Origin of the sequence: Streptomyces sp. NPDC050759 (genome assembly GCF_044456945.1) — a bacterium.
Classification (GTDB): Bacteria; Actinomycetota; Actinomycetes; order Streptomycetales; family Streptomycetaceae; genus Streptomyces.
Map to the genome: position 1 here is coordinate 86,226 of NZ_JBITGI010000022.1, position 18,978 is coordinate 105,203.

The following is an 18,978-nucleotide window of genomic DNA, read 5'->3' on the forward strand; positions in this document are numbered from 1 at the left end:
CGGCCGCCCGTGCGTGGCTCACCCGATGGCGGCCGCCCGTCGTGGGCTCAGGCGCGTTCGAGGAGGGGGATCAACTGCTCTTCCTCGTACGTCAGATGAGCCTCCAGTTCGGTCGTCAGGCGGTCGACCTCCGTGCGGACGGAAGGGAGGTCGGTGCCGGAGAGCGCCTCGCGCAACTCCTCGACCAGGGCCGCGATGTGCTCGTGCTCGGTGCGCAGACGGTCGATGGCCGGAGCCGCCTCCGGGTGGCGGTCGGCCAGGAACGGGAACATCGCCACGTCCTCGCCGGTGTGGTGGTTGTGCAGGCCCTGGCAGAAGGTCAGGCAGTTGACGCGGAGTTGCGCGCCGAGGGTACTTGCCCCGGAGACCAACTCCTTTCTGATCAAGGCGAGTTCGCGGCGGAAGGCGTCGTGGACGAGCTTGATGGCCTCGCCCGGGGAGGAGGCGTTGATGTTCGGCGGGCCCGGGCGGACGATCTCGCGCAGGGCGACCACCGGCAGGACGCGGTCGGTCTTCTCCTGGTACGCGGCCCAGCCGCGGTCCGACTCCACGGCCCGCGCGAAGGCGCGGTCCCGTTCCTCGCCCGCCAGGACGACCGCCTTCGCTTCGTAGGTGAACACACCGCTCTCGACGGTGACGTGGGGGTGCGCCACGAGGTTGCGGTACCAGTCGGGGTGGTGGGGTGAGCCGCCCGCCGAGGCGATCACGAGGATGCGGTCGCCGCCGTCGGGGAGGTAGCCGACGGGGGTGGTGTGCGGGGTGCCGGTGCGGGCGCCGGTGGTGGTGAGGAGGATCAGTCGGCCGCCCTCGAAGGGGCCGCCGACCCGGCCGTGGTGGGCGCGGAACTCGTCGATGATCCGCTGGTTGAAGTCATGGATGGGGTTGGTCACTCTCTCTGCTCTCTCTGGTCTCCGGTCATGTCCTGGACGACTCAGAGAAAGCGGAGGGCTCCTGGCCCTCCCCGGCCTCACTCAGAGGCCGGGCACCCAACTCGCTCACGGCACAAGGCCGACCCGGCAGTCATGCACGCACGGTAACGTCCGGGGCATGATCGAGACCAGCGAGTTTGCGGACGTTCCCACGACCACCCTGGCCGATCTGCTCGGCCGGGGCCAGGTCATGGACATCGGGATCCGGCCTCTGTGGGGGCCGGTGCCGAGGGTGGCGGGACCGGCATTCACCGTACGGTGCGCTCCCGGCGACAACCTCATGCTGCACGCCGCGATCCACCGGGCGCCGGCCGGCTCGGTCATCGTGGTCGAGTCGGGGGACCTCGACCACGCCCTGGCCGGCGGGAACGTGTGCGCGGTCGCGCAGCGGCGGGGGATCGCGGGATTCGTCGCCGACGGGCTGATCCGCGACCTCGCCGAGGTACGGGAGGCCGGTTTCCCGGTGTTCGCCCGAGGGGTCATCCCGATCCCGGGCGCGAAGAAGGCCGTGGCGCCGCTGGGCGGTCGGGTGCGGTGCGGCGGGGTGCGGGTCGACGCCGGGGACGTGGTGGTCGCCGACGAGGAGGGGGTCGTGGTGGTTCCCGCCGCACGTCGGTCCGACGTCCTCGCCGCTGCCCGCGCCAAGCTGGCGAAGGAGGCGTCCGAGACGCTCGACGCGTGGGAGGCGGCGCACCGGGCGTGTATCGACGAGATCCTCGCGGAGGCCGGGTTCGAGGGGTGACGGCTGGGGGGCTGGAGGGCGAGGGTGCTTCTCTTCCTGGACGTGGACGGGACCCTGCTGCCGTTCGGGGCGGCGGGGCCGTATCCGCGGTACGAGCCGGCCTTTCCGCCGGCCGGGGCCGTCACCGGCCATCCGCTGCTGACCCGTGTCGACCCGCGCTCGGCACGCGTCTGACGTCGCTGGGCTGTGCGCTGGTGTGGGCCACGACCTGGGGGGACGACGCCAACACCGCTCTGGCGCCCTGGCTCGGACTGCCCCGGCTGCCGCTCGTGGACTGGCCGGACCCGGACGACGACGCGATGCCCGGCCTGCACTGGAAGACCCGCCCTCTCGTCTCCTGGGCGGCCGGACGACCGTTCGTCTGGATCGACGACGAGATCACCGGCGCCGACCGGGCCTGGGTGGCCGCCCATCATCCCGAACGGGCTCTCCTGCACCGAGTGGATCACCGGGTGGGACTCACCGAAGGGGACTTCACGGTGCTGGAGGAGTGGCTGACGAGAGGAGAGCGGTGATCGGGCGATATCGAGTGGCCGGCCGAGCCCCGCTCCCCTACGGTCGCCGGCATGGCTGACGAAGGCTTCACCCATCCACGGCTCGCCGCGATCTACGACGCGGTGGAACCCGATCGCAGCGACCTCGACGCGTATGTCCGGATGGTGGAGGAGTTCGAGGCGCGGCGGGTGCTGGACATCGGCTGTGGGACGGGGGTGTTCGCGCTGTTGCTGGCCGGCCGGGGGATCGAGGTGGTGGGGGTCGACCCCGCCCTCGCCTCGCTCGACGTGGCCCGGGGGAAGCCGGGGAGTGGGCGGATTCGCTGGATCCATGGGGACGCGTCCGAACTTCCGTCGCTGCGCGTCGACGTGGCGACCATGACGGCCAACGTCGCCCAGCAGATCGTAGGAGCGGATGCCTGGCGGGAGACGCTGCGGGGTGCGTACACGGCGCTACGGCCCGGTGGGCGGCTGGTGTTCGAGACGCGGGACCCTGCGCGGCGGGCCTGGGAGGAGTGGCACCGGGAGGCGACGTACGCCGTGACGGACGTGCCCGGTGCCGGAGCTGTGGAGAGCTGGGTCGAAGTCACCGGCGTGGACGGCCAGTTGGTGACGTTCCGGTGGAGCTATGTGTTCGCCTCGGACGGGCGGACACTGACCTCGGACTCGACGTTGCGCTTCCGGGAGCGGGGGGAGGTCGAGGCGGAACTGGTCGCGCGGGGGTTCGTGGTGGAGGGCGTACGGGATGCGCCGGACCGGCCGGGCAAGGAACTCGTCTTCGTGGCGCGGCGCCCCTGAACAGGAGTTCCGAAGTAGCTCACGTGGACAGCTGGTTCCGGTGGGACTCACTGATCGCCTTCCGCGTCAGGACGGGGAGAGGACGCAGAACTCGTGGCCCTCCGGGTCGGTCAGGCACGTCCACGGGACGTCGCCCTGGCCGAGGTCGAGGTCGGTGGCGCCGAGGGTGCGCAGCCGGGCCACCTCCGCCGCCTGATCGCCACCGGGGTACGGCAGCAGGTCGAGATGGACACGGTCCGGCACGCTCTTCACGTCCGGTGTGCGAAGGAACTCGAGATACGGGCCGACGCCCTCGGCGGAGCGCAACACCGCCTGATCGTCGGTCACTTCGTGCAGGGGCCAGTCCGTCGCCGTGCTCCAGAACCGGGCCATGGCCCACGGATCCGCGCAGTCGACCACCACCGCGGCGATCGGCCCGGTGTCCCGGTAGACCTCACGAGGCTCCAGTACGCAGAACTCGTTGCCCTCCGGGTCGGAGAGGACCGTCCACGGCACCTCGCCCTGGCCCACGTCGACGGGCGTCGCGCCAAGAGCCTCCAGACGCGCGATCAGCTCCGCCTGATGGGCCGCGGAGGTGGTGGCGAGGTCGAGGTGCACACGGTTCTTCGTCGCCGTCTTGGATTCCGGGACGGGAACGACGTCGATGCCGACACCGACCGGGTCCGGCCACACGAGACCGCCGGCGGGGCCGACGTAGGTGGTCACACCGGGGCTGTAGGCATCCCAGCCGAGCGCCTCCGCCCAGAACCGGCCGACCGCCGGCCCGTCAAGAGCCTTGATGTTCACCTGAACGGGTCGCAGCGCCATACCGGCGATCCTATGCACCCGCTCCGCAGCGCAAGCGCCACTCGTGACCGGGGGTGACGGCTTCGACGGGGTCCTCGCGGGCGGCATGGCGGACCGCACCGCGGTGACCCCGCTGAACGCCGCCTACGGCAAGGACGGCAAGACCCTGTACGTCACCACCGAGTTGCACTGGGCGGCGGTCGCGGCCGACGACGACCCGCCGGGGTCGATCAGCGTCGTCGATGCGGCGAGCGACCGGACGGTCAAGGGTCCTGTGGCGCTCGACGCGGCGGCCTCGGACGTGGCAGGGAGCGACGACGGCCGCTCCCTGTATCCGGTGCAGCCCGAGGCTCGCACCGTCACGGTGTTCGCCGCACAGGAAATGGAACCGGTGGGCACACCCGTCAGGATCGAGGTCGCCGCGGACCACCGTGCCTGGGTGTTCAGCAAGTCCCCCGATGAGGCCGCGTCGATCGACCCTGCACCGACAAGGTCGCCGAGCGCCGCATTCCCCTGGGAAGGGAGTGGACCGACGCCACGGTGAGCTCCGACGGCCGGCGCCTCTACGTGGCCCGGGGCACGTCGGTCTCGATGATCGACCCGGACACCGGCAAAGCGGTCGGCGCCCCGGTCGAACTCGGGGCCGAGACCGTGGCCCTGAACAGGGTCTCCGTCGTGGACACCAGGACGATGAAAGCGCTGGCGAAGCCGGTCGACGTAGGGCAGCCGCCGATGTCCGTCGCGATCTCTCCCGGCGGCGACCGTGTGTGGCTCGCTCTGTTCAGGGACCTCGCGTCCTTCCGGACCGCCACCCCGCACTCCGTGTCGCACTTCGCCGTTGTCCTGTCTTGGATAAGTCCGGGCATCACGCCCCGCTGACCTGCGGTGCCCGGACTTGAGTGAGACGGGATTCGTCGATGTGTCTCATTCAAGTCCGGGCAAGGCGCCGTTCTCTCGCAGTCCGGGTCGTCGGGGCCGCGATGGGCTCAGGCGTCCGCAGGTGTGGCGTCGAGGGCGGCTGGACCGAAGCCGGCCTCGGCCAGGACGTCGGCGGCGACTCCGCGGCCGACCTGGGCGAGGCCGATCAACAGGTCGTCGCAGTCGATGCGGTCGGAGCCGTTCTGCTCGGATCGTGCCTCCGCGATGGCGATGGCCTTGCGGGAGTAGGGCGTCCAGGCGATGCGCTCGGCAGCTTGGGAGGCGCCCATGCTCAGTCGGGTGCCGACGGACTGGTGGACGGTCTCCGGTGAGACACCGCCAGCCTGCAGGAGTCGGGTGGCGCTGTTGTCCTGTGCGGTCAGTCCCCAGAGCAGGTGCTCGGTGCCGATGTAGTTGTTGCGGTGATGGACTGCCGCCTGCTTGACGTGGGTCATCGCCTGGCGGAGGTCGTCGGTCATCGTCTCGGGGCTGTAGCGCTTGTGCGGTGCGTGGAAGCGTTGCTGGACCGCCTGTCGTGTCACGCCGAGGGCGGTGCCGATGTCGGTCCACGAGTTGCCGTGCATCCGGCAGTGCTCGACGTAGTCCTCGACCAGGTCGTCAGCCAGCGCCTGCATCTGACCCGCGAGTTGGGCGGCGACCGTGAGGAGGGCGAGCCAGTCGGGTTGTTCTTGGCTGCCGGGGCGGTGTGCGGTGTCGCACCTGCGGTCGACTTCCGCGATGAGATCGTCCAGGTCCGGAAGAGTCATTAGGCAAGTACGCCTTGACAGTTTGGAATTGTCAAGACGTACTTGCCTCTGCTCGCTGGTGCCTTGAGATGACTGAGACGTCAGCCCAGATGCCCGGAGATCTCAGAGACTGCCCGGACATCGCTGAGACAGGACAGCTGGCGAAGCCGGTCGACGTAGTTCTCCACGTGGCGTGACACACTATTGCAAGCGCCTGCTTGCAATAGTTAGCGCGGATGATGCACAGTGGGGACATGGCATCGCTCAACGTCGGCAATCTCGGTGAATACCTGCGTGAACAGCGGCGCACCGCGCAGCTGTCGCTCAGGCAGCTCGCCGATGCCGCCGGGGTGTCCAATCCGTATCTGAGCCAGATCGAGCGCGGGCTGCGCAAGCCGAGCGCGGAGGTGTTGCAGCAGGTCGCCAAGGCCCTGCGGATCTCCGCCGAGACCTTGTACGTGCGGGCCGGCATCCTCGACGCCGAGCGGGACCGGGACGACGTGGAGACGCGTGCGGCCATCCTCGCCGATCCCACGCTCAACGAGCGGCAGAAGCAGGTGCTGATCCAGATCTACGAGTCCTTCCGCAAGGAGAACGGGTTCGAGATAGCCCCGCCGGACGCGGCACCCGCCGCGCAGAGCGACGGTACGGCCCTTCGGGGCAGCGACGTCCAGGACAGTGACGTACTGGACGACGACACCGCCGTAGAAGACCCCCGCACGACCGACGGCAGCGACGCCGACCCGCACCAGACGGCCAGTTGAGACTCGACACGCCTCACAGCACGCCGACTGGCACCGCGGGACCCAAAACCCTCATCAGAATGCGATCCGGGAGGACCACCACCATGGCCATCACCGACGACATCCGCAAGGCCGTCACGGACCCGACCCCGCTGTACTTCCTCGCCGGCGCCGGTGACCTCGCCCTCCAGGAGGCCAAGAAGGTGCCCGGCCTGGTCGAGCAGCTGCGCGCCGAGGCGCCGGCCCGTATCGAGGCCGTGCGCAGCACCGACCCGAAGGCGGTCCAGGAGAAGGCCCAGGCCCGTGCCAAGGAGGCCGGCGCCAAGGTCAAGGAGACGCAGGAGACCCTCCAGACCAAGGTCGGTGAGTTCATCACCAACCTGGACGGGGACATCAAGAAGATCGGCACCACCCTCGACGCGGACCTGAAGAAGCTCGGCGAGTCCGCCCAGGACTTCGCCCTGCGCGGCGTCGGCGTCGCCGCCGAGTACGCCGTCAAGGCCCGGGAGACCTACGAGAAGGTCGCCGAGCACGGCGAGCAGGCCGTCAAGACCTGGCGTGGCGAGGCCGCCGAGGAGATCGAGGAACTCGCCATCGCCGTCGAGCCGAACGCCGGGCCGGGCGAGGTCAAGGAGCAGGCGACCGCGACTCCGGCCCCGAAGCCCGCCCCGGCCACGGCCGCCGCCCCGGCCCCGGCGAAGAAGACGACCACCACCACTGCCAAGAAGACCACGCCGGCGCGCAAGACCACGACGGCGAAGAAGGCCCCGCCCGCCAAGTAAGGCACCGCGGGACACTTCGGGACTCAGGGCCGGGCACTTACCGAGTGCCCGGCCCGTTCTGCGGGTAGCGGACTCACGGGAGCGGGTACGGTGACCGCGTAATCGCGAAATGACGAGCCGAGTCAGGTGGTGGACGTTGTGCTGATGCAGGGGTTCGCAGGCTTCATGTGGCTGCTGAGCATGGCCCTGATCGTTTTCAGCGGCTTCGCGCTGTTCGACGCTGCCATCCGCCGTGAGGACGCCTACCGCGCGGCCGACAAGAAGACCAAGCCCTTCTGGCTGATCATCCTCGGGCTCGCCTTCGTGGTGAACCTGATCTTCAACATCCTGTCGTTCCTGCCGATCATCGGCCTCATCGCGACGATCGTCTACATGGTCGACGTACGCCCGGCGATCCGCGCCCTCCCGGGCGGCGGCCGCAGCGGCCGGGGCAGGGGTTCGAGCAGCGACGGCCCTTACGGCCCGTACAACGGCGGCAGGTGATCCCGCGGGCTGAGGACAGCGCCCCTCAAGGGGCGCTCAGCCCGCACACGACAGACACCCCTGCGGCGCGAACCGCTAACCCTCCCGGTCGAGCAGCAGTACCGCCACGTCGTCCGCCAACTCGCCTCCGTTGAGCGAGCGCACCTCGTTCACCGCGGCCCGCAGCAACGCCTCGCCCCGCAGCCCTTCGGACAGCTGGCGACGGATCATGGCGACCATTCCGTCCTGGCCCAGCCGCTCCCCGCCCTCGCCGACACGCCCCTCGATCAGCCCGTCGGTGTAGAGCATCAGACTCCACTCGGCGCCCAACTCCACCTGCATCCGAGGCCAGCGGGCCCCCGGCAGCAGGCCCAGCGCGGGCCCGTTGTTGTCGTACGGCAGCAGCCGCGCGGGCCGCCCCGGCCGGGCCACCAGCGGCGACGGGTGCCCGGCGAGACACAGCCCCGCCCGCCGCCCGTCCGGCGCGATGTCGACCGTGCACAGCGTCGCGAAGATCTCCTCGTCGGAGCGCTCGTGCTCCAGCACCTGTTGCAGCGTGCCGAGCAACTCGTCCCCGCACAGCCCGGCCAGGGTCAGCGCACGCCAGGCGATCCGCAGCTCCACGCCGAGCGCCGCCTCGTCGGGGCCGTGCCCGCAGACGTCGCCGATCATCGCGTGCACGGTCCCGTCGGGAGTCCGTACGACGTCGTAGAAGTCACCGCCGAGCAGCGCACGCGACCGGCCCGGCCGGTACCGCGCGGCGAACCGCAGCGAGGACCCCTCCAGCAGCGGCGTGGGCAGCAGCCCGCGCTCCAGGCGCCGGTTCTCCTGCGCCCGCACCCGTCCCTCGGCGAGCCTGCGCTCCGCCGTGTCGGAACGTTTCCGCTCCACCGCGTACCGGATCGCCCGGCTCAGCAGCCGTCCGTCCAGCTCGTCCCGGAAGAGATAGTCCTGGGCGCCCACCCGCACCGCCTCCGCCCCGCGCTCGGCGTCGCCGGACGCGGTGAGCGCGAGGACGGCGTGCCGGGGTGCGAGCTCCAGGACGTGACGGAGTACGGCGAGCTCGTCGTCGTCATCGGAGCGGCCGGGGGCGGGCAGCGCGAGGTCGAGCAGGATGCAGTGCACGTCGTCCGTGAGCAGCCGCTCCGCCTCGGTGAGGTTGCGGGCGGTGCGGACGCGGATCGGCTTGCCGGCCGAGTCCAGGAGCTCGGGGACGACTGTGGACCCGCCGGGATCGTCCTCGATCACCAGCAGGCTCAGTTGGGTGGTGGCGTTGTTGTCGACCGTGGCTTCCTTGCGCGGGGCTTCCTTGGAGGGGGCGTCCTTCGGTGCGGCCGGCGCCTGACCACTTTCCACGGCCGGGATCGCTCGCTGCCGCGGTATGGGTACGGGCATGGTCTCGGATTCCTTCCCTCCCCCCGAGGGCATGGTGGGGCGAGGGGTCTCGATCCACCGACGGGGACCATAGCGGGTGCCGGGGCGGGAAAGGAATGGCGTGAGACACGCCGCTTGGCCGGTGGCCACTGTCATATGCCGCGTTATCCACCGCAGTTGGACAGATGGCGCGTGCCGCGGGGATGACGAACGTCACGTTCGCGGAAGGTTTGCGGGGCCGTCAGGCGTGCCCCGCATCACATGACCCAGGTCTCACTTGGTCCAGGTCACCCCTGGTCGCCCGGGGGCCGCTCACGCGTCCGGCCGCACCACCCCGAGTATCGGCATCGACCCCGCTCCGGCGATCGTCACCGTCCGGCCCGGCCGCGGCGCGTGCACGATCGCGCCGTCGCCGAGGTACATCGCCACATGGCTGGCGTCGTCGAAGTAGATGATCAGGTCGCCGGGCCGCATGTCCTTCACGTCGACGTGCTTGAGCTGCTTCCACTGCTCCTGCGAGGTGCGCGGAATGGGCTTGCCGGCGCTCGCCCAGGCCTGTGAGGTCAGTCCGGAACAGTCGTACGAGTCAGGGCCCTCGGCGCCCCATTCGTACGGTTTGCCCATCTGGGTCGTCGCAAAGGCGACCGCGATCTTCCCGGCCGCGCTCGCCGTGCCGTCGATCTCGTCGAGGATGCCGGAGTCCAGCCAGGCGGTCTGCGCCTGATGGGCGGCCTGCTCCTGCAGTTCGGCGAGGCGCTTCTTCTCCTTCTCCTCCAGCTGGGACTCGAGCTTCTCGGCCGCCGCGATCTGCTCCTTGACCTTCTTCTTGGCCGCCGCCTTCGCCTTGCGGTTCGCCTCCAGCTTCGTCCACTGCGCGGAGGCGTCGTCGGCGTACTGCTTCAAGTCCTGCTGGGTCCGGGTCAGTTCCGCGATCAGCGCCTTGGTGGCGCGCTGGCCCTGCAGCACACGGCCGGTGTTGTCCAGGAACTCCTGCGGATCGTCGCTCAGCATCAGCTGCGCCTCGTCCGACAACCCGTAGCCGCGGTACTGGGCGGCGGCCGCGGCGCCCGCGCGGGCCTTCAGCTTCGCCAGCTTCTCCTGGCCCTTGACGATCTTCTGGGCCAGGGCGACGATCTGCGCCGACTGCTGCTCGGCCTTCTCCTCGGCGGCGTTGTAGGCGTCGGTGGCGACGGCCGCGTCGTGATAGAGCGCGTCGAGCTGCTTGCGTACGGCTTCGATGTCCTTGTTGGTCACGGCGGTCGGCGAAGCCGTGGGGCTCGGGGTCGGACTCGGGGCGGCGAAGGCGGTACCCGGTGCCGCCAGCACGGCTACCGCGCCGATCACGGTCACGGCCGTAGCGATCAGACCGCGCTTGCCCGTTCCCATACCTCTGCCCCCAAAGCTGATTTACCGTCAGTAACTTACGGTGCTCGGGGGATCGTGCCACGTCATGGCCGAAAGCGACAGAGGCACGCCTTACCGGCGTAGCCCTTCGCGACCCGGTGCTTCCCGGGTGCATCCCCCTCTCCCCGTCCGCCGAAGACGATCTCCCCGCCTTTGTGACGAACGACTCACAGAGATCGTTCCCCGCAGGTCACCTCGGAGCGGGTTCACCCGTCTGGTGCACCGGAGTTCAGGGTGCGGCGCCGTGCCAGGCGCATCGGAGTTCACGCGTGTGCCACCCCGCGCGGTCCACCGGAGTTCACACGTGCGGCACTTCGCCCGGCTCACCGGAGTTCGCGCGTGCGGCACTCCGCCAGGCGCACCGGCGTTCACGCGTGTGCCACCCGCCCTACGTACCCGAGTTCAGCGTGCGCCCGCCCGCCAGGGGCACCGGAGTTCACGCGTGCGCCACCCCGCGCGGTGCCAACGCCCCCCACGCCACCGTCACTTCACCCTGCCGCCAACGCGAAGGCCCGTCCACCACCGGCCAGTCGGTCGTCAGGTCCCGTACCGACCGGATCCACCGCTGCCGGGCGCCGTACGACGCGTAGGGCGCGGCGGCCGCCCACGCGCGGTCGAAGTCGCGCAGGAAGGAGTGCACCGGCTCGCCCGGGACGTTGCGGTGGATCAACGCCTTCGGCAGCCGCTCGGCGAGGTCGGAGGGCCGCTCCAGCGAGCCCAGCCGGGTCGCGAAGGTGACCGTCCGCGGCCCCTCCGGACCGAGCGCGACCCACACGTGCCGACGCCCGATCTCGTCGCAGGTCCCCTCGACGAGCAGCCCGCCGCGCGACCCCCGCGCGGGATCGGCCGGCGCCAGCCGGGCACACAGCCGCTCCCATACGGCGGCCACCTCGGCCTCGTCGTACTGGCGCAGCACATTGGCCGCCCGGACGAGCAGCGGCCGCTGGGGGACCGGGATCTCGAACCCGCCGTGCCGGAAGACGAGCCCGTCGCGCTCGTACGGCTTCGCCGCCGCCACCCGGGCCGGTTCGATCTCGACGCCGACCACGCGCGTGCGTGGAGCCCCCGCACGGAGCCGGGCGAGCAACTCGACGGCCGTCCAGGGCGCGGCGCCGTACCCGAGGTCGACGGCGACCGGATCGGCGGCGCGGCGCAGCTCGGCGCCGTGTGCGGCAGTGATCCAGCGGTCCATGCGGCGCAGCCGGTTGGGGTTGGTCGTCCCGCGCGTGACCGTGCCCACAGGACGCGAGGCGGCGCGGGATGTCATGCCTACGAGGGTATGCGGCGGGCGACGGGCCACCGTGCGCACTCCGGACCGCGCCGCGACGCACCCCATCCTCGAACGGTTGAGCGAAATACGGTAATACCTCGGCAAAAACCGCCCCGTACGGAATGGGAATGCCGACTTCCGGTGTTGCTTCCGTCGGAGGGTTCCCACACCCTCCGTCCGGCATGCCCGCAGCAAGGAGAGGAACGCCACGTGAGCCAGTACGTCAGCAGGCTCCAGCGTCGCTCCCAGGCAACACCCCACCGGTTGCGACTGCACCGCCGCCCCCGCCGCGTCGCCATGCTCTCCGTGCACACCTCACCGCTCCATCAGCCCGGCACCGGCGACGCGGGCGGCATGAACGTCTACATCGTCGAGCTCGCCCAGCGCCTCGCCGCGATCAACATCGAGGTCGAGATCTTCACGCGCGCGACGACGGGCGGTCTCCCACCGACCGTCGAGATGGCCCCCGGTGTCCTGGTCCGCCACATCGACGCGGGCCCCTACGAGGGCCTCAACAAAGAGGACCTGCCCGCCCAGCTGTGCGCCTTCACCCACGGCGTCATGCAGGCCTGGGCCGGCCACCGCCCCGGCCACTACGACCTGGTCCACTCGCACTACTGGCTCTCCGGCCACGTCGGCTGGCTCGCCGCCCAGCGCTGGGGCACCCCGCTCGTGCACGCCATGCACACCATGGCCAAGGTCAAGAACGCCAACCTCGCCGACGGCGACACCCCCGAGCCCGCGGCCCGGGTCATCGGCGAGACCCAGATCGTCGCCGCCGCCGACCGCCTCATCGCGAACACCGCCGAGGAGCGCGAGGAACTCGTACGGCACTACGCCGCCGACCCCGCCAAGGTCGCCGTCGTCCACCCCGGCGTGAACCTCGAGCGCTTCCGCCCGGCGGACGGCCGAGCGGCGGCCCGAGCCCGTCTCGGTCTGCCCCAGGACGCCCTGATCCCCCTGTTCGCGGGCCGTATCCAGCCTCTGAAGGCCCCGGACATCCTCCTGCGGGCCGTGGCGGTGCTCCTCGACCAGCGTCCCGACCTGCGCTCCCGCATCCTCGTCCCCGTCGTCGGCGGCCTCAGCGGCAGCGGCCTCGCCAAACCCGAAGGCCTGCAGAAACTGGCCTCCCGCCTCGGCATCGCGGATGTCGTACGGTTCCACCCGCCCGTCGGCCAGGAGCAGCTCGCCGACTGGTTCCGGGCCGCGTCCGTGCTGGTCATGCCCTCCTACAGCGAGTCCTTCGGTCTGGTCGCCATAGAGGCCCAGGCGGCCGGCACCCCGGTGCTCGCGGCGGCGGTCGGCGGGTTGCCGGTGGCCGTGGCCGACGAACGGACCGGTTTCCTCGTACGCGGACACGATCCGGCCGCCTACGCGCGCGTGCTGCGCGATTTCGCCGACGACCCGGCGCTCACGCCCCGCATGGGCGAGGCGGCCGCGCGGCACGCCCAGTCCTTCGGCTGGGACACCGCCGCCGCGGCGACGGCGGACGTGTATGCGGCCGCGGCGCAGTCGTACCGGCGTCACGTACGCTCGCTCCATGGCTGAGGCAGAGAAGGCGGCACAGGTCATCGAGGGCGTCCTCAAGGACGCCGAGGTCGAGTGGGAGAGCCCCGCACCCGGCAACTACGTCGTGCAGCTCCCCGGCACCCGCAAGCTGAAGACGACCGTCTCACTCCTCGTCGGCCGCCACTCCCTGTCGCTGAACGCCTTCGTCATCCGCCACCCCGACGAGAACGAAGCAGGAGTCCACCGCTGGCTCCTGGAGCGCAACCTCAAGCTGTACGGCGTGAGTTACGCCGTCGACCGGCTCGGTGACGTCTACGTCGCCGGCAAGCTCCCCCTCGCCGCGGTCACCGCCGACGAGGTCGACCGCCTCCTCGGCCAGGTCCTGGAGGCGGCCGACGGCAGCTTCAACACCCTGCTGGAGCTGGGTTTCGCCACCGCGATCCGCAAGGAGTACGAGTGGCGGGTGGCCCGGGGCGAGTCGACACGCAACCTGGACGCGTTCGCGCATCTGACCCAGCGTTCGCAGGACTGAACACCTGTTCATCCGGCCCGGGAGCTGTTGCGATAGCGCCCCGGCGTCACCCCCACCAGCCGCTTGAAGTGCCGGGTGAGATGGGCCTGGTCGTGGAAACCGGTGAGCGCGGCGACCTCGGCGGGACCCTGCCCCTCGAGCAGCAGACGTCGGGCCCGGCCGACCCGGCGGGAGTTGAGGTACTGGTGCGGCGCGATGCCGTAAGCGGCACTGAACGCCCGTACGAGATGCGCCGGATGAGCCTGGACGACCCCTGCCGCCTCCTCCAGCGACAGCCCCTCCACGACCCGCTCGTCGAGGAGTTCGCGCAGCCGACGGGCGAGGGCGGGATCGCGGCGTGCGGACCCGTCGTACAGCGGCGGCCGGAGGAGCGTCCTGAGCCGGTCACCGATGAGCGTCAGCCTGCTCTCCGCCTCGAACTCCTCACCGGGCCTGCTCAGCGCGGTGTGCAACTGCCCCACCCGCTGCCGCAGTACGGGATCCCGCAGATCGGGACCGTCGACGGCGGGCCCGATGAGCTCGTCGCCGAGGTGGGTGTGGTCGAGGTAGAGAACCCGCTTGCGGAAGCCGTCCGGAGTGGCGGGCGAGCCGTTGTGCGGGACGTGCGGCGGCAGCAGTGACACGGTGTCGTCGGGCGTGCCGTGCTCGTGCCGGTCGAGGTCGTACCGCACGGCCCCGTCGTCCACGATGAGCAGCGTCCACGCCTCGTGCACATGCATCGGATAGGCGTACTCGGTGAAATGGGCGTGGAAGACCTCGGTGACGCCCGGAACGGCGGGGCGCCACGCGGTGACCTCCTGCGCGGGCATGGTTCTGGCCGCCATGCAAAGAACGTACAAGACGAGGCCGTACGACGCCCGCGAGTCTCATTCCATGAGTACTGAACCCATCCGCTTCGACACCAAGATCGCCGTCCTGCTGCGCGAGGACCTGGAGACCTGGCAGCGCCTGAACGTCACCGCGTTCCTCGTCAGCGGCCTGGGCACCCAGGCCCCGGAGGTGGTCGGCGAGCCGTACGAGGACGCCGACGGCGTGCCTTACCTGCCGATGTTCCGGCAGCCGGTGCTGGTGTTCGAGGGCACCAAGGAGACGCTGAAGACGGCCCACGCGCGCGTGCTGTCCCGTTCGCTCCCGCGCGCGCTCTTCACGAGCGACCTGTTCGCGACGGGCAACGACCGGGACAACCGCGCGGCGGTCCGGGCGGTGGCGACGGGGGAACTGGACCTGGTGGGCCTCGCGGTGTACGGGCCGCGCAATGCCGTGGACAAGGTGCTCAAGGGTGCGCGGATGCATCCCTGACGGATCAGGCCGGGCTGGCCTCGGTGGCGGTGGACTTCTCGATCACGGCGGTCTCGGCGGGCGTATCCCCGGGCAGGCGGCGCATGAGGGCGGCGTACCCCGCCGCCGTCACCGTCCCGACGACCGCGCACAGCCCCCACAGCCACTGCGCCCCGAACCGGTCGATGACGAAACCGGACATCAGGGGCGCCACGAGGGCGGCGGCGGACCAGGACAGGGTGTACATGCCCTGGTAGCGGCCGCGGCCTTGGGCGGGGGAGAGGCGGACGACGAGCCCGGTCTGGGTGGGCGCGTTGATCATCTCGCCCAGGGTCCACACGCAGACGGTGAGGGCGAACAGGCCGACGGACCCGGCGAAGGCGGTGAGCCCGAAGCCGTAGCCGGCGAGCAGCGACGAGACGACGAGCAGCCGCTGCGGATCCCGGTCCTGGATGAACCGGGTCACCGGGATCTGCAGCGCGACGATCAGGACCCCGTTCAGGGCGATGGCCAGGCCGTAGTCGGCGGGCGTGAACCCGGCCTCGCCCATCGCGACGGGCAGTCCGATGGAACCCTGCTGGAAGATCACGGCGACCAGGAAGGACAGCCCGACGACACTCATGAACCGCCTGTCGCGCAGGACGGCGGCGAGGTGGACGTCGTCGGGGGCCTTTTCGGCGTGGTGTGCGAGGGGCCGGGACTCGGGCAGCTTGAGGAAGACGAGGACCGCGCAGACGGCGGTCATCCCGGCCTCGATCAGGAAGCCCGCGAGATAGCTGTACTCGGCGATGAACCCGGCGGCCATGGAGGAGACGGCGAAACCGAGGTTGATGGCCCAGTAGTTGAGCGAGAAGGCCCGGACGCGGTCCTCGGGCCGCACGATGTCGGCCATCATCGCCTGCACGGCCGGCCGGGAGGCGTTCGAGGCCATGCCGACCAGGAACGCGACGGCGGCGATGGCGACGGGGTGGTGCATGAAGCCGAGCAGCGCGACGGAGGCGGCGGTGGCGGACTGCGCGACGAGCAGGGTGGGCCGCCGTCCGAGCCGGTCGGTCATCACCCCCGCCCCGATCGACGACACGACCCCGCCCAGCCCGTGCAGCGAGGCGACGAGACCGGCGTAGGAGGCGGAGTAGCCGCGGTCGAGGGTCAGGTACAGGGCCATGAAGGTGGCGACGAAGGCACCGAGCCGGTTGACGAGGGTGCTGGTCCACAGCCACCAGAACTCGCGGGGCAGCCCGGAGACGGTCTCGCGGGTGGCGCGTCTCAGGGTGGCGAGTGGCATGGACGGTCCCCCGTGTATGTAAGCGGCTCAGGCAGTGAGCACAACTTACGAAGACCAGATGACCACGGACCACTCAATTAACAGATCCCGTCAACCGTCCGTCTGTCGAGCGGGCACCACCCGGATGGAAGGCGTGGATTACGCTCATACGCATGGCCGACGCACCGTACAAGCTGATCCTCCTCCGCCACGGCGAGAGCGAATGGAACGCGAAGAACCTGTTCACCGGCTGGGTGGACGTCAACCTCAACGAGAAGGGCGAGAAGGAGGCAGTCCGCGGCGGCGAACTCCTGAAGGACGCCGACCTCCTGCCCGACGTGGTCCACACGTCCCTCCAGCGGCGTGCGATCCGCACGGCCCAGCTGGCCCTCGAATCCGCCGACCGCCACTGGATCCCGGTCCACCGCTCCTGGCGCCTGAACGAGCGCCACTACGGCGCCCTCCAGGGCAAGGACAAGGCCCAGACCCTCGCGGAGTTCGGCGAGGAGCAGTTCATGCTGTGGCGCCGCTCCTACGACACCCCGCCGCCCCCGCTCTCGGACGACTCCGAGTTCTCCCAGGCGTCGGACCCGCGCTACGCCACGATCCCCCCGGAGCTCCGCCCCCGCACGGAGTGCCTGAAGGACGTCGTCGTCCGCATGCTCCCGTACTGGTACGACGGCATCGTCCCGGACCTCCTCGCCGGCCGCACGGTCCTGGTCGCGGCCCACGGCAACAGCCTCCGCGCCCTGGTCAAGCACCTCGACGGCATCTCCGACGCCGACATCGCCGGCCTGAACATCCCGACGGGCATCCCGCTGTCGTACGAGTTGGACGCCGACTTCAAACCGCTGAACCCGGGCGGCACCTACCTCGACCCGGACGCGGCCGCCGCGGCGATCGAGGCGGTCAAGAACCAGGGCAAGAAGAAGTAGAGTTTGCGATCACGCCCCTGATCTGCGCATATAGCGCGGATCAGGGGCGTTTTCATGGTCTGGGCCCACTGCGGGCCGGAATTTGGTCGAGAATTCCTTTGGCGACTTCAACGAGATGATGATTCAGCCGTGTGTCCCGTGACGGCGCCGCTGTTTTCAGTCGGACTGCTCAACCGCGCTTTGGAATGGCATCGCTTCCAAGCTGCCACATTTCATAATTCCCGCATTCTGCCGTGATCTCGGCCGTCTCCTGGGCCGCGGTGAGGAAGTCATCGACCACGGGCGAGGTGCGCGACGCCGCCGCTGCGAGGCACACCTGCTCGGGTGCCAGATCCGGGATGGGCACATAGACGACGTCCGGGTGTGAGGAGAACACGGTCGCGGAACGGGCCAGGAACGAGATGCCCCGGCCGGCCGCGACATGCTCGAGGGTCTCGTCCACCCCGCGCACCAGGTACCCGGCGTTGGGGTGCGGGCGCCTGGTGGGCTGGGTGCTCGGGTCGCCGTGCCAGATCAGCGGTTCGCCGGCCAGGTCGGCCTCGGTGACCTCCTCCTTGCCGGCCAGCCGGTGGCCGGCGGGCAGTACCGCCACCCGCGGCTCGGTGTACAGCGGGGTGACGCGCAGGCCGGCCTCGTCGATGGGCAGCCGCACATAGCCGACGTCGATGCGGCCGTCGAGCAGCATCGCCGCCTGGTCGTCCCCTTCGATCCGCTGCACGTCCACGACCACGTCCGGGTGCCGGGCCTCGAACGCCCGCGCCGCCGGGATGACCGGGATGCCGGCCCGGAATCCGACCATCAGCCGCCGGCTGCCGCGGGCGGCCGCGGACACCCGGCGGCGGACCGCGTGCGCGGAGGCGAGCAGCGGACCGGCGTCGGCCAGCAGTTGTCGGCCCGCGTCGGTCAGCGCCACGCCGTGGCGATCCCTGGTGAACAGCGAGGCGCCGAGATCCTGCTCGAGCGCGCGGATCTGCCGGCTGAGCGCCGGCTGCGCGATATGCAGCTCATCGGCGGCGCGGCCGAAGTGCAACTGGTCGGCCACGGCGGCGAAGTAACGCAATTTGCGCAGGTCCAGATCCACGGCGTCTCCCATTCCGGTGATGCCTTCAGGGTATCACCACCGCTAAAAGAAGTCTTGGACACCCGCTCAGGCCAATGGCAACCTGAATAAGTACCTATTGGGGCCGAAGTGAATTCGGCACCAAAATGCGGCATCCACTGTTTCGAATACCCATCAATTTCGAATACCCATCAATTCAACGGAGTGATCGTGGGAAAGCTCGATGGCAAGGTAGCGGTGATCACCGGCGGATCCACCGGCATGGCACTGGCCGGCGCCAAACTGTTCGTCGAGGAAGGAGCGCACGTCTTCATCCAGGCCCGGCGGCAGGAAGCACTGGACGACGCCGTCAAGCTGATCGGCCGCAACGTCACCGCCGTCCAGGGTGACGCGGCCGAACTGGACGACCTGGACCGCTTGTACGACACCGTCAAGCGGGAAAAGGGCTCGATCGACGTGCTGTGGGCCAGCGCCGGAATGGGCGAACCCGCCACCCTCGGCGAGATCACCGAGGAGCAGTTCCACCGCGCCTTCTCGCTCAACGCGCGCGGCACCCTGTTCACCGTGCAGAAGGCACTGCCGCTGATCAACGACAACGGCTCGATCTTCATGACCGGATCCAACGCCTCTCTCGGCGCTTTTCCCGGCTGGAGCCTCTACGCGGGAAGCAAAGCCGTCCAGCAGGCCTGGGCCCGCGTCTGGCTCAACGAACTGCGCGACCGCAAGATCCGGGTCAACGTCCTGACCCCCGGCCAGGTCGCCACCGCCAAGCAGGAAGAACTGTTCGACGAGGCGACCAGGGCCCAATTCGAGTCCCTGATCCCCCGCGGAAAGATGGGCCGCCCCGAAGAAATCGCCACCGTCGCCCTGTTCCTCGCCTCCGACGACTCCAGCTACGTCAACGGCCTGGAACTGGTCACCGACGGCGGCACCACCGCCCTCTGAACCTCAC

Annotated in this window: 21 protein-coding genes and 1 pseudogene; 13 read left to right on the top strand and 9 right to left on the bottom strand. The window is 70.1% G+C overall.

Annotated features, from left to right (window positions below; genetic code table 11):
- Positions 1 to 47: 47 nt before the first annotated feature.
- Positions 48 to 890, bottom strand: coding sequence for a nitroreductase/quinone reductase family protein (locus ACIBJB_RS41700; RefSeq protein WP_398939121.1), 843 nt, complete (start codon positions 888 to 890; stop codon positions 48 to 50).
- Positions 891 to 1,047: 157 nt separating this feature from the next.
- On the opposite strand from ACIBJB_RS41700, the gene ACIBJB_RS41705 reads away from it, so the two are divergent.
- The 3 genes and pseudogenes from ACIBJB_RS41705 to ACIBJB_RS41715 all read left to right on the top strand — a co-directional run bounded on the left by ACIBJB_RS41705 (position 1,048) and on the right by ACIBJB_RS41715 (position 2,963).
- Complete coding sequence (locus ACIBJB_RS41705; RefSeq protein ID WP_398939122.1) at positions 1,048 to 1,671, top strand: RraA family protein; 624 nt, start codon at positions 1,048 to 1,050, stop codon at positions 1,669 to 1,671.
- 24 nt (positions 1,672 to 1,695) lie between these two features.
- Positions 1,696 to 2,186: pseudogene (locus ACIBJB_RS41710) on the top strand (HAD domain-containing protein).
- A 51-nt stretch (positions 2,187 to 2,237) separates the two neighbouring features.
- Positions 2,238 to 2,963: a class I SAM-dependent methyltransferase gene (locus ACIBJB_RS41715; protein WP_398939123.1), complete on the top strand. Its 726-nt coding sequence runs from the start codon at positions 2,238 to 2,240 to the stop codon at positions 2,961 to 2,963.
- A gap of 66 nt (positions 2,964 to 3,029) precedes the next feature.
- Here the strand turns inward: ACIBJB_RS41715 and ACIBJB_RS41720 are convergent, their stop codons facing one another.
- Positions 3,030 to 3,770 (bottom strand): VOC family protein, encoded by a 741-nt coding sequence (locus ACIBJB_RS41720; RefSeq protein ID WP_398939124.1) that lies wholly within the window; start codon positions 3,768 to 3,770, stop codon positions 3,030 to 3,032.
- 43 nt (positions 3,771 to 3,813) lie between these two features.
- On the opposite strand from ACIBJB_RS41720, the gene ACIBJB_RS41725 reads away from it, so the two are divergent.
- Both ACIBJB_RS41725 and ACIBJB_RS41730 read left to right on the top strand, forming a co-directional pair.
- Positions 3,814 to 4,293: a hypothetical protein gene (locus ACIBJB_RS41725; protein ID WP_398939126.1), complete on the top strand. Its 480-nt coding sequence runs from the start codon at positions 3,814 to 3,816 to the stop codon at positions 4,291 to 4,293.
- Entirely contained in the window at positions 4,290 to 4,628 is a 339-nt protein-coding gene (locus tag ACIBJB_RS41730; RefSeq protein ID WP_398939128.1) for a YncE family protein, read from the top strand. Before ACIBJB_RS41725 ends, ACIBJB_RS41730 begins: the two co-directional genes overlap by 4 nt.
- A gap of 107 nt (positions 4,629 to 4,735) precedes the next feature.
- Here the strand turns inward: ACIBJB_RS41730 and ACIBJB_RS41735 are convergent, their stop codons facing one another.
- The gene (locus tag ACIBJB_RS41735; protein ID WP_398939130.1) at positions 4,736 to 5,434 is read right to left on the bottom strand and encodes a Clp protease N-terminal domain-containing protein; all 699 of its coding nucleotides are present in this window, start codon (positions 5,432 to 5,434) and stop codon (positions 4,736 to 4,738) included.
- A 233-nt stretch (positions 5,435 to 5,667) separates the two neighbouring features.
- Between ACIBJB_RS41735 and ACIBJB_RS41740 the strand changes: the two genes are divergently transcribed.
- The 3 genes from ACIBJB_RS41740 (at position 5,668) to ACIBJB_RS41750 (ending at position 7,421) form a co-directional block, all read left to right on the top strand.
- Positions 5,668 to 6,177, top strand: coding sequence for a helix-turn-helix domain-containing protein (locus tag ACIBJB_RS41740; protein WP_398939132.1), 510 nt, complete (start codon positions 5,668 to 5,670; stop codon positions 6,175 to 6,177).
- An 83-nt stretch (positions 6,178 to 6,260) separates the two neighbouring features.
- Positions 6,261 to 6,938 carry a hypothetical protein gene (locus ACIBJB_RS41745; RefSeq protein ID WP_398939134.1) on the top strand — a complete coding sequence of 226 codons (678 nt, stop codon included), beginning with the start codon at positions 6,261 to 6,263 and terminating at the stop codon, positions 6,936 to 6,938.
- 144 nt (positions 6,939 to 7,082) lie between these two features.
- The gene (locus ACIBJB_RS41750) at positions 7,083 to 7,421 is read left to right on the top strand and encodes a DUF2516 family protein (protein ID WP_030318102.1); all 339 of its coding nucleotides are present in this window, start codon (positions 7,083 to 7,085) and stop codon (positions 7,419 to 7,421) included.
- A 75-nt stretch (positions 7,422 to 7,496) separates the two neighbouring features.
- Here the strand turns inward: ACIBJB_RS41750 and ACIBJB_RS41755 are convergent, their stop codons facing one another.
- From ACIBJB_RS41755 to ACIBJB_RS41765, 3 genes are all read right to left on the bottom strand, one after another.
- Entirely contained in the window at positions 7,497 to 8,795 is a 1,299-nt protein-coding gene (locus ACIBJB_RS41755) for a SpoIIE family protein phosphatase (protein ID WP_398939136.1), read from the bottom strand.
- Between the two features lie 291 nt (positions 8,796 to 9,086).
- Positions 9,087 to 10,160 carry a C40 family peptidase gene (locus tag ACIBJB_RS41760; protein WP_398939138.1) on the bottom strand — a complete coding sequence of 358 codons (1,074 nt, stop codon included), beginning with the start codon at positions 10,158 to 10,160 and terminating at the stop codon, positions 9,087 to 9,089.
- Positions 10,161 to 10,614: 454 nt separating this feature from the next.
- On the bottom strand, positions 10,615 to 11,445 hold the full coding sequence (locus tag ACIBJB_RS41765) for a class I SAM-dependent methyltransferase (RefSeq protein WP_398939140.1): 831 nt from the start codon (positions 11,443 to 11,445) through the stop codon (positions 10,615 to 10,617).
- 213 nt (positions 11,446 to 11,658) lie between these two features.
- Between ACIBJB_RS41765 and mshA the strand changes: the two genes are divergently transcribed.
- On the top strand, positions 11,659 to 12,996 hold the full coding sequence (gene mshA / locus ACIBJB_RS41770; RefSeq protein ID WP_398939142.1) for a D-inositol-3-phosphate glycosyltransferase: 1,338 nt from the start codon (positions 11,659 to 11,661) through the stop codon (positions 12,994 to 12,996).
- Positions 12,989 to 13,489 (top strand): YbjN domain-containing protein, encoded by a 501-nt coding sequence (locus tag ACIBJB_RS41775; RefSeq protein WP_398939144.1) that lies wholly within the window; start codon positions 12,989 to 12,991, stop codon positions 13,487 to 13,489. The genes mshA and ACIBJB_RS41775 overlap by 8 nt, the downstream gene beginning before the upstream one ends.
- A gap of 8 nt (positions 13,490 to 13,497) precedes the next feature.
- Here the strand turns inward: ACIBJB_RS41775 and ACIBJB_RS41780 are convergent, their stop codons facing one another.
- Positions 13,498 to 14,313, bottom strand: coding sequence for an AraC family transcriptional regulator (locus ACIBJB_RS41780; protein ID WP_398939146.1), 816 nt, complete (start codon positions 14,311 to 14,313; stop codon positions 13,498 to 13,500).
- A gap of 49 nt (positions 14,314 to 14,362) precedes the next feature.
- Between ACIBJB_RS41780 and ACIBJB_RS41785 the strand changes: the two genes are divergently transcribed.
- Entirely contained in the window at positions 14,363 to 14,788 is a 426-nt protein-coding gene (locus ACIBJB_RS41785) for a DUF2000 domain-containing protein (protein ID WP_057608839.1), read from the top strand.
- 4 nt (positions 14,789 to 14,792) lie between these two features.
- Here ACIBJB_RS41785 and ACIBJB_RS41790 read toward each other — a convergent pair whose 3' ends face one another.
- A complete protein-coding gene (locus ACIBJB_RS41790; RefSeq protein ID WP_398939148.1) occupies positions 14,793 to 16,052 on the bottom strand; it encodes an MDR family MFS transporter in 1,260 nt (419 codons plus the stop codon).
- 152 nt (positions 16,053 to 16,204) lie between these two features.
- Between ACIBJB_RS41790 and ACIBJB_RS41795 the strand changes: the two genes are divergently transcribed.
- Positions 16,205 to 16,966: a phosphoglyceromutase gene (locus ACIBJB_RS41795; RefSeq protein WP_398939150.1), complete on the top strand. Its 762-nt coding sequence runs from the start codon at positions 16,205 to 16,207 to the stop codon at positions 16,964 to 16,966.
- Between the two features lie 169 nt (positions 16,967 to 17,135).
- On the opposite strand, the gene ACIBJB_RS41800 is transcribed toward ACIBJB_RS41795, so the two are convergent.
- Positions 17,136 to 18,047, bottom strand: a complete 912-nt coding sequence (locus ACIBJB_RS41800; protein ID WP_398939251.1) for a LysR family transcriptional regulator — start codon at positions 18,045 to 18,047, stop codon at positions 17,136 to 17,138.
- Positions 18,048 to 18,236: 189 nt separating this feature from the next.
- Here ACIBJB_RS41800 and ACIBJB_RS41805 point away from each other — a divergent pair, with 189 nt between their 5' ends.
- Positions 18,237 to 18,971 carry an SDR family NAD(P)-dependent oxidoreductase gene (locus ACIBJB_RS41805; protein ID WP_398939152.1) on the top strand — a complete coding sequence of 245 codons (735 nt, stop codon included), beginning with the start codon at positions 18,237 to 18,239 and terminating at the stop codon, positions 18,969 to 18,971.
- Positions 18,972 to 18,978: the final 7 nt, after the last annotated feature.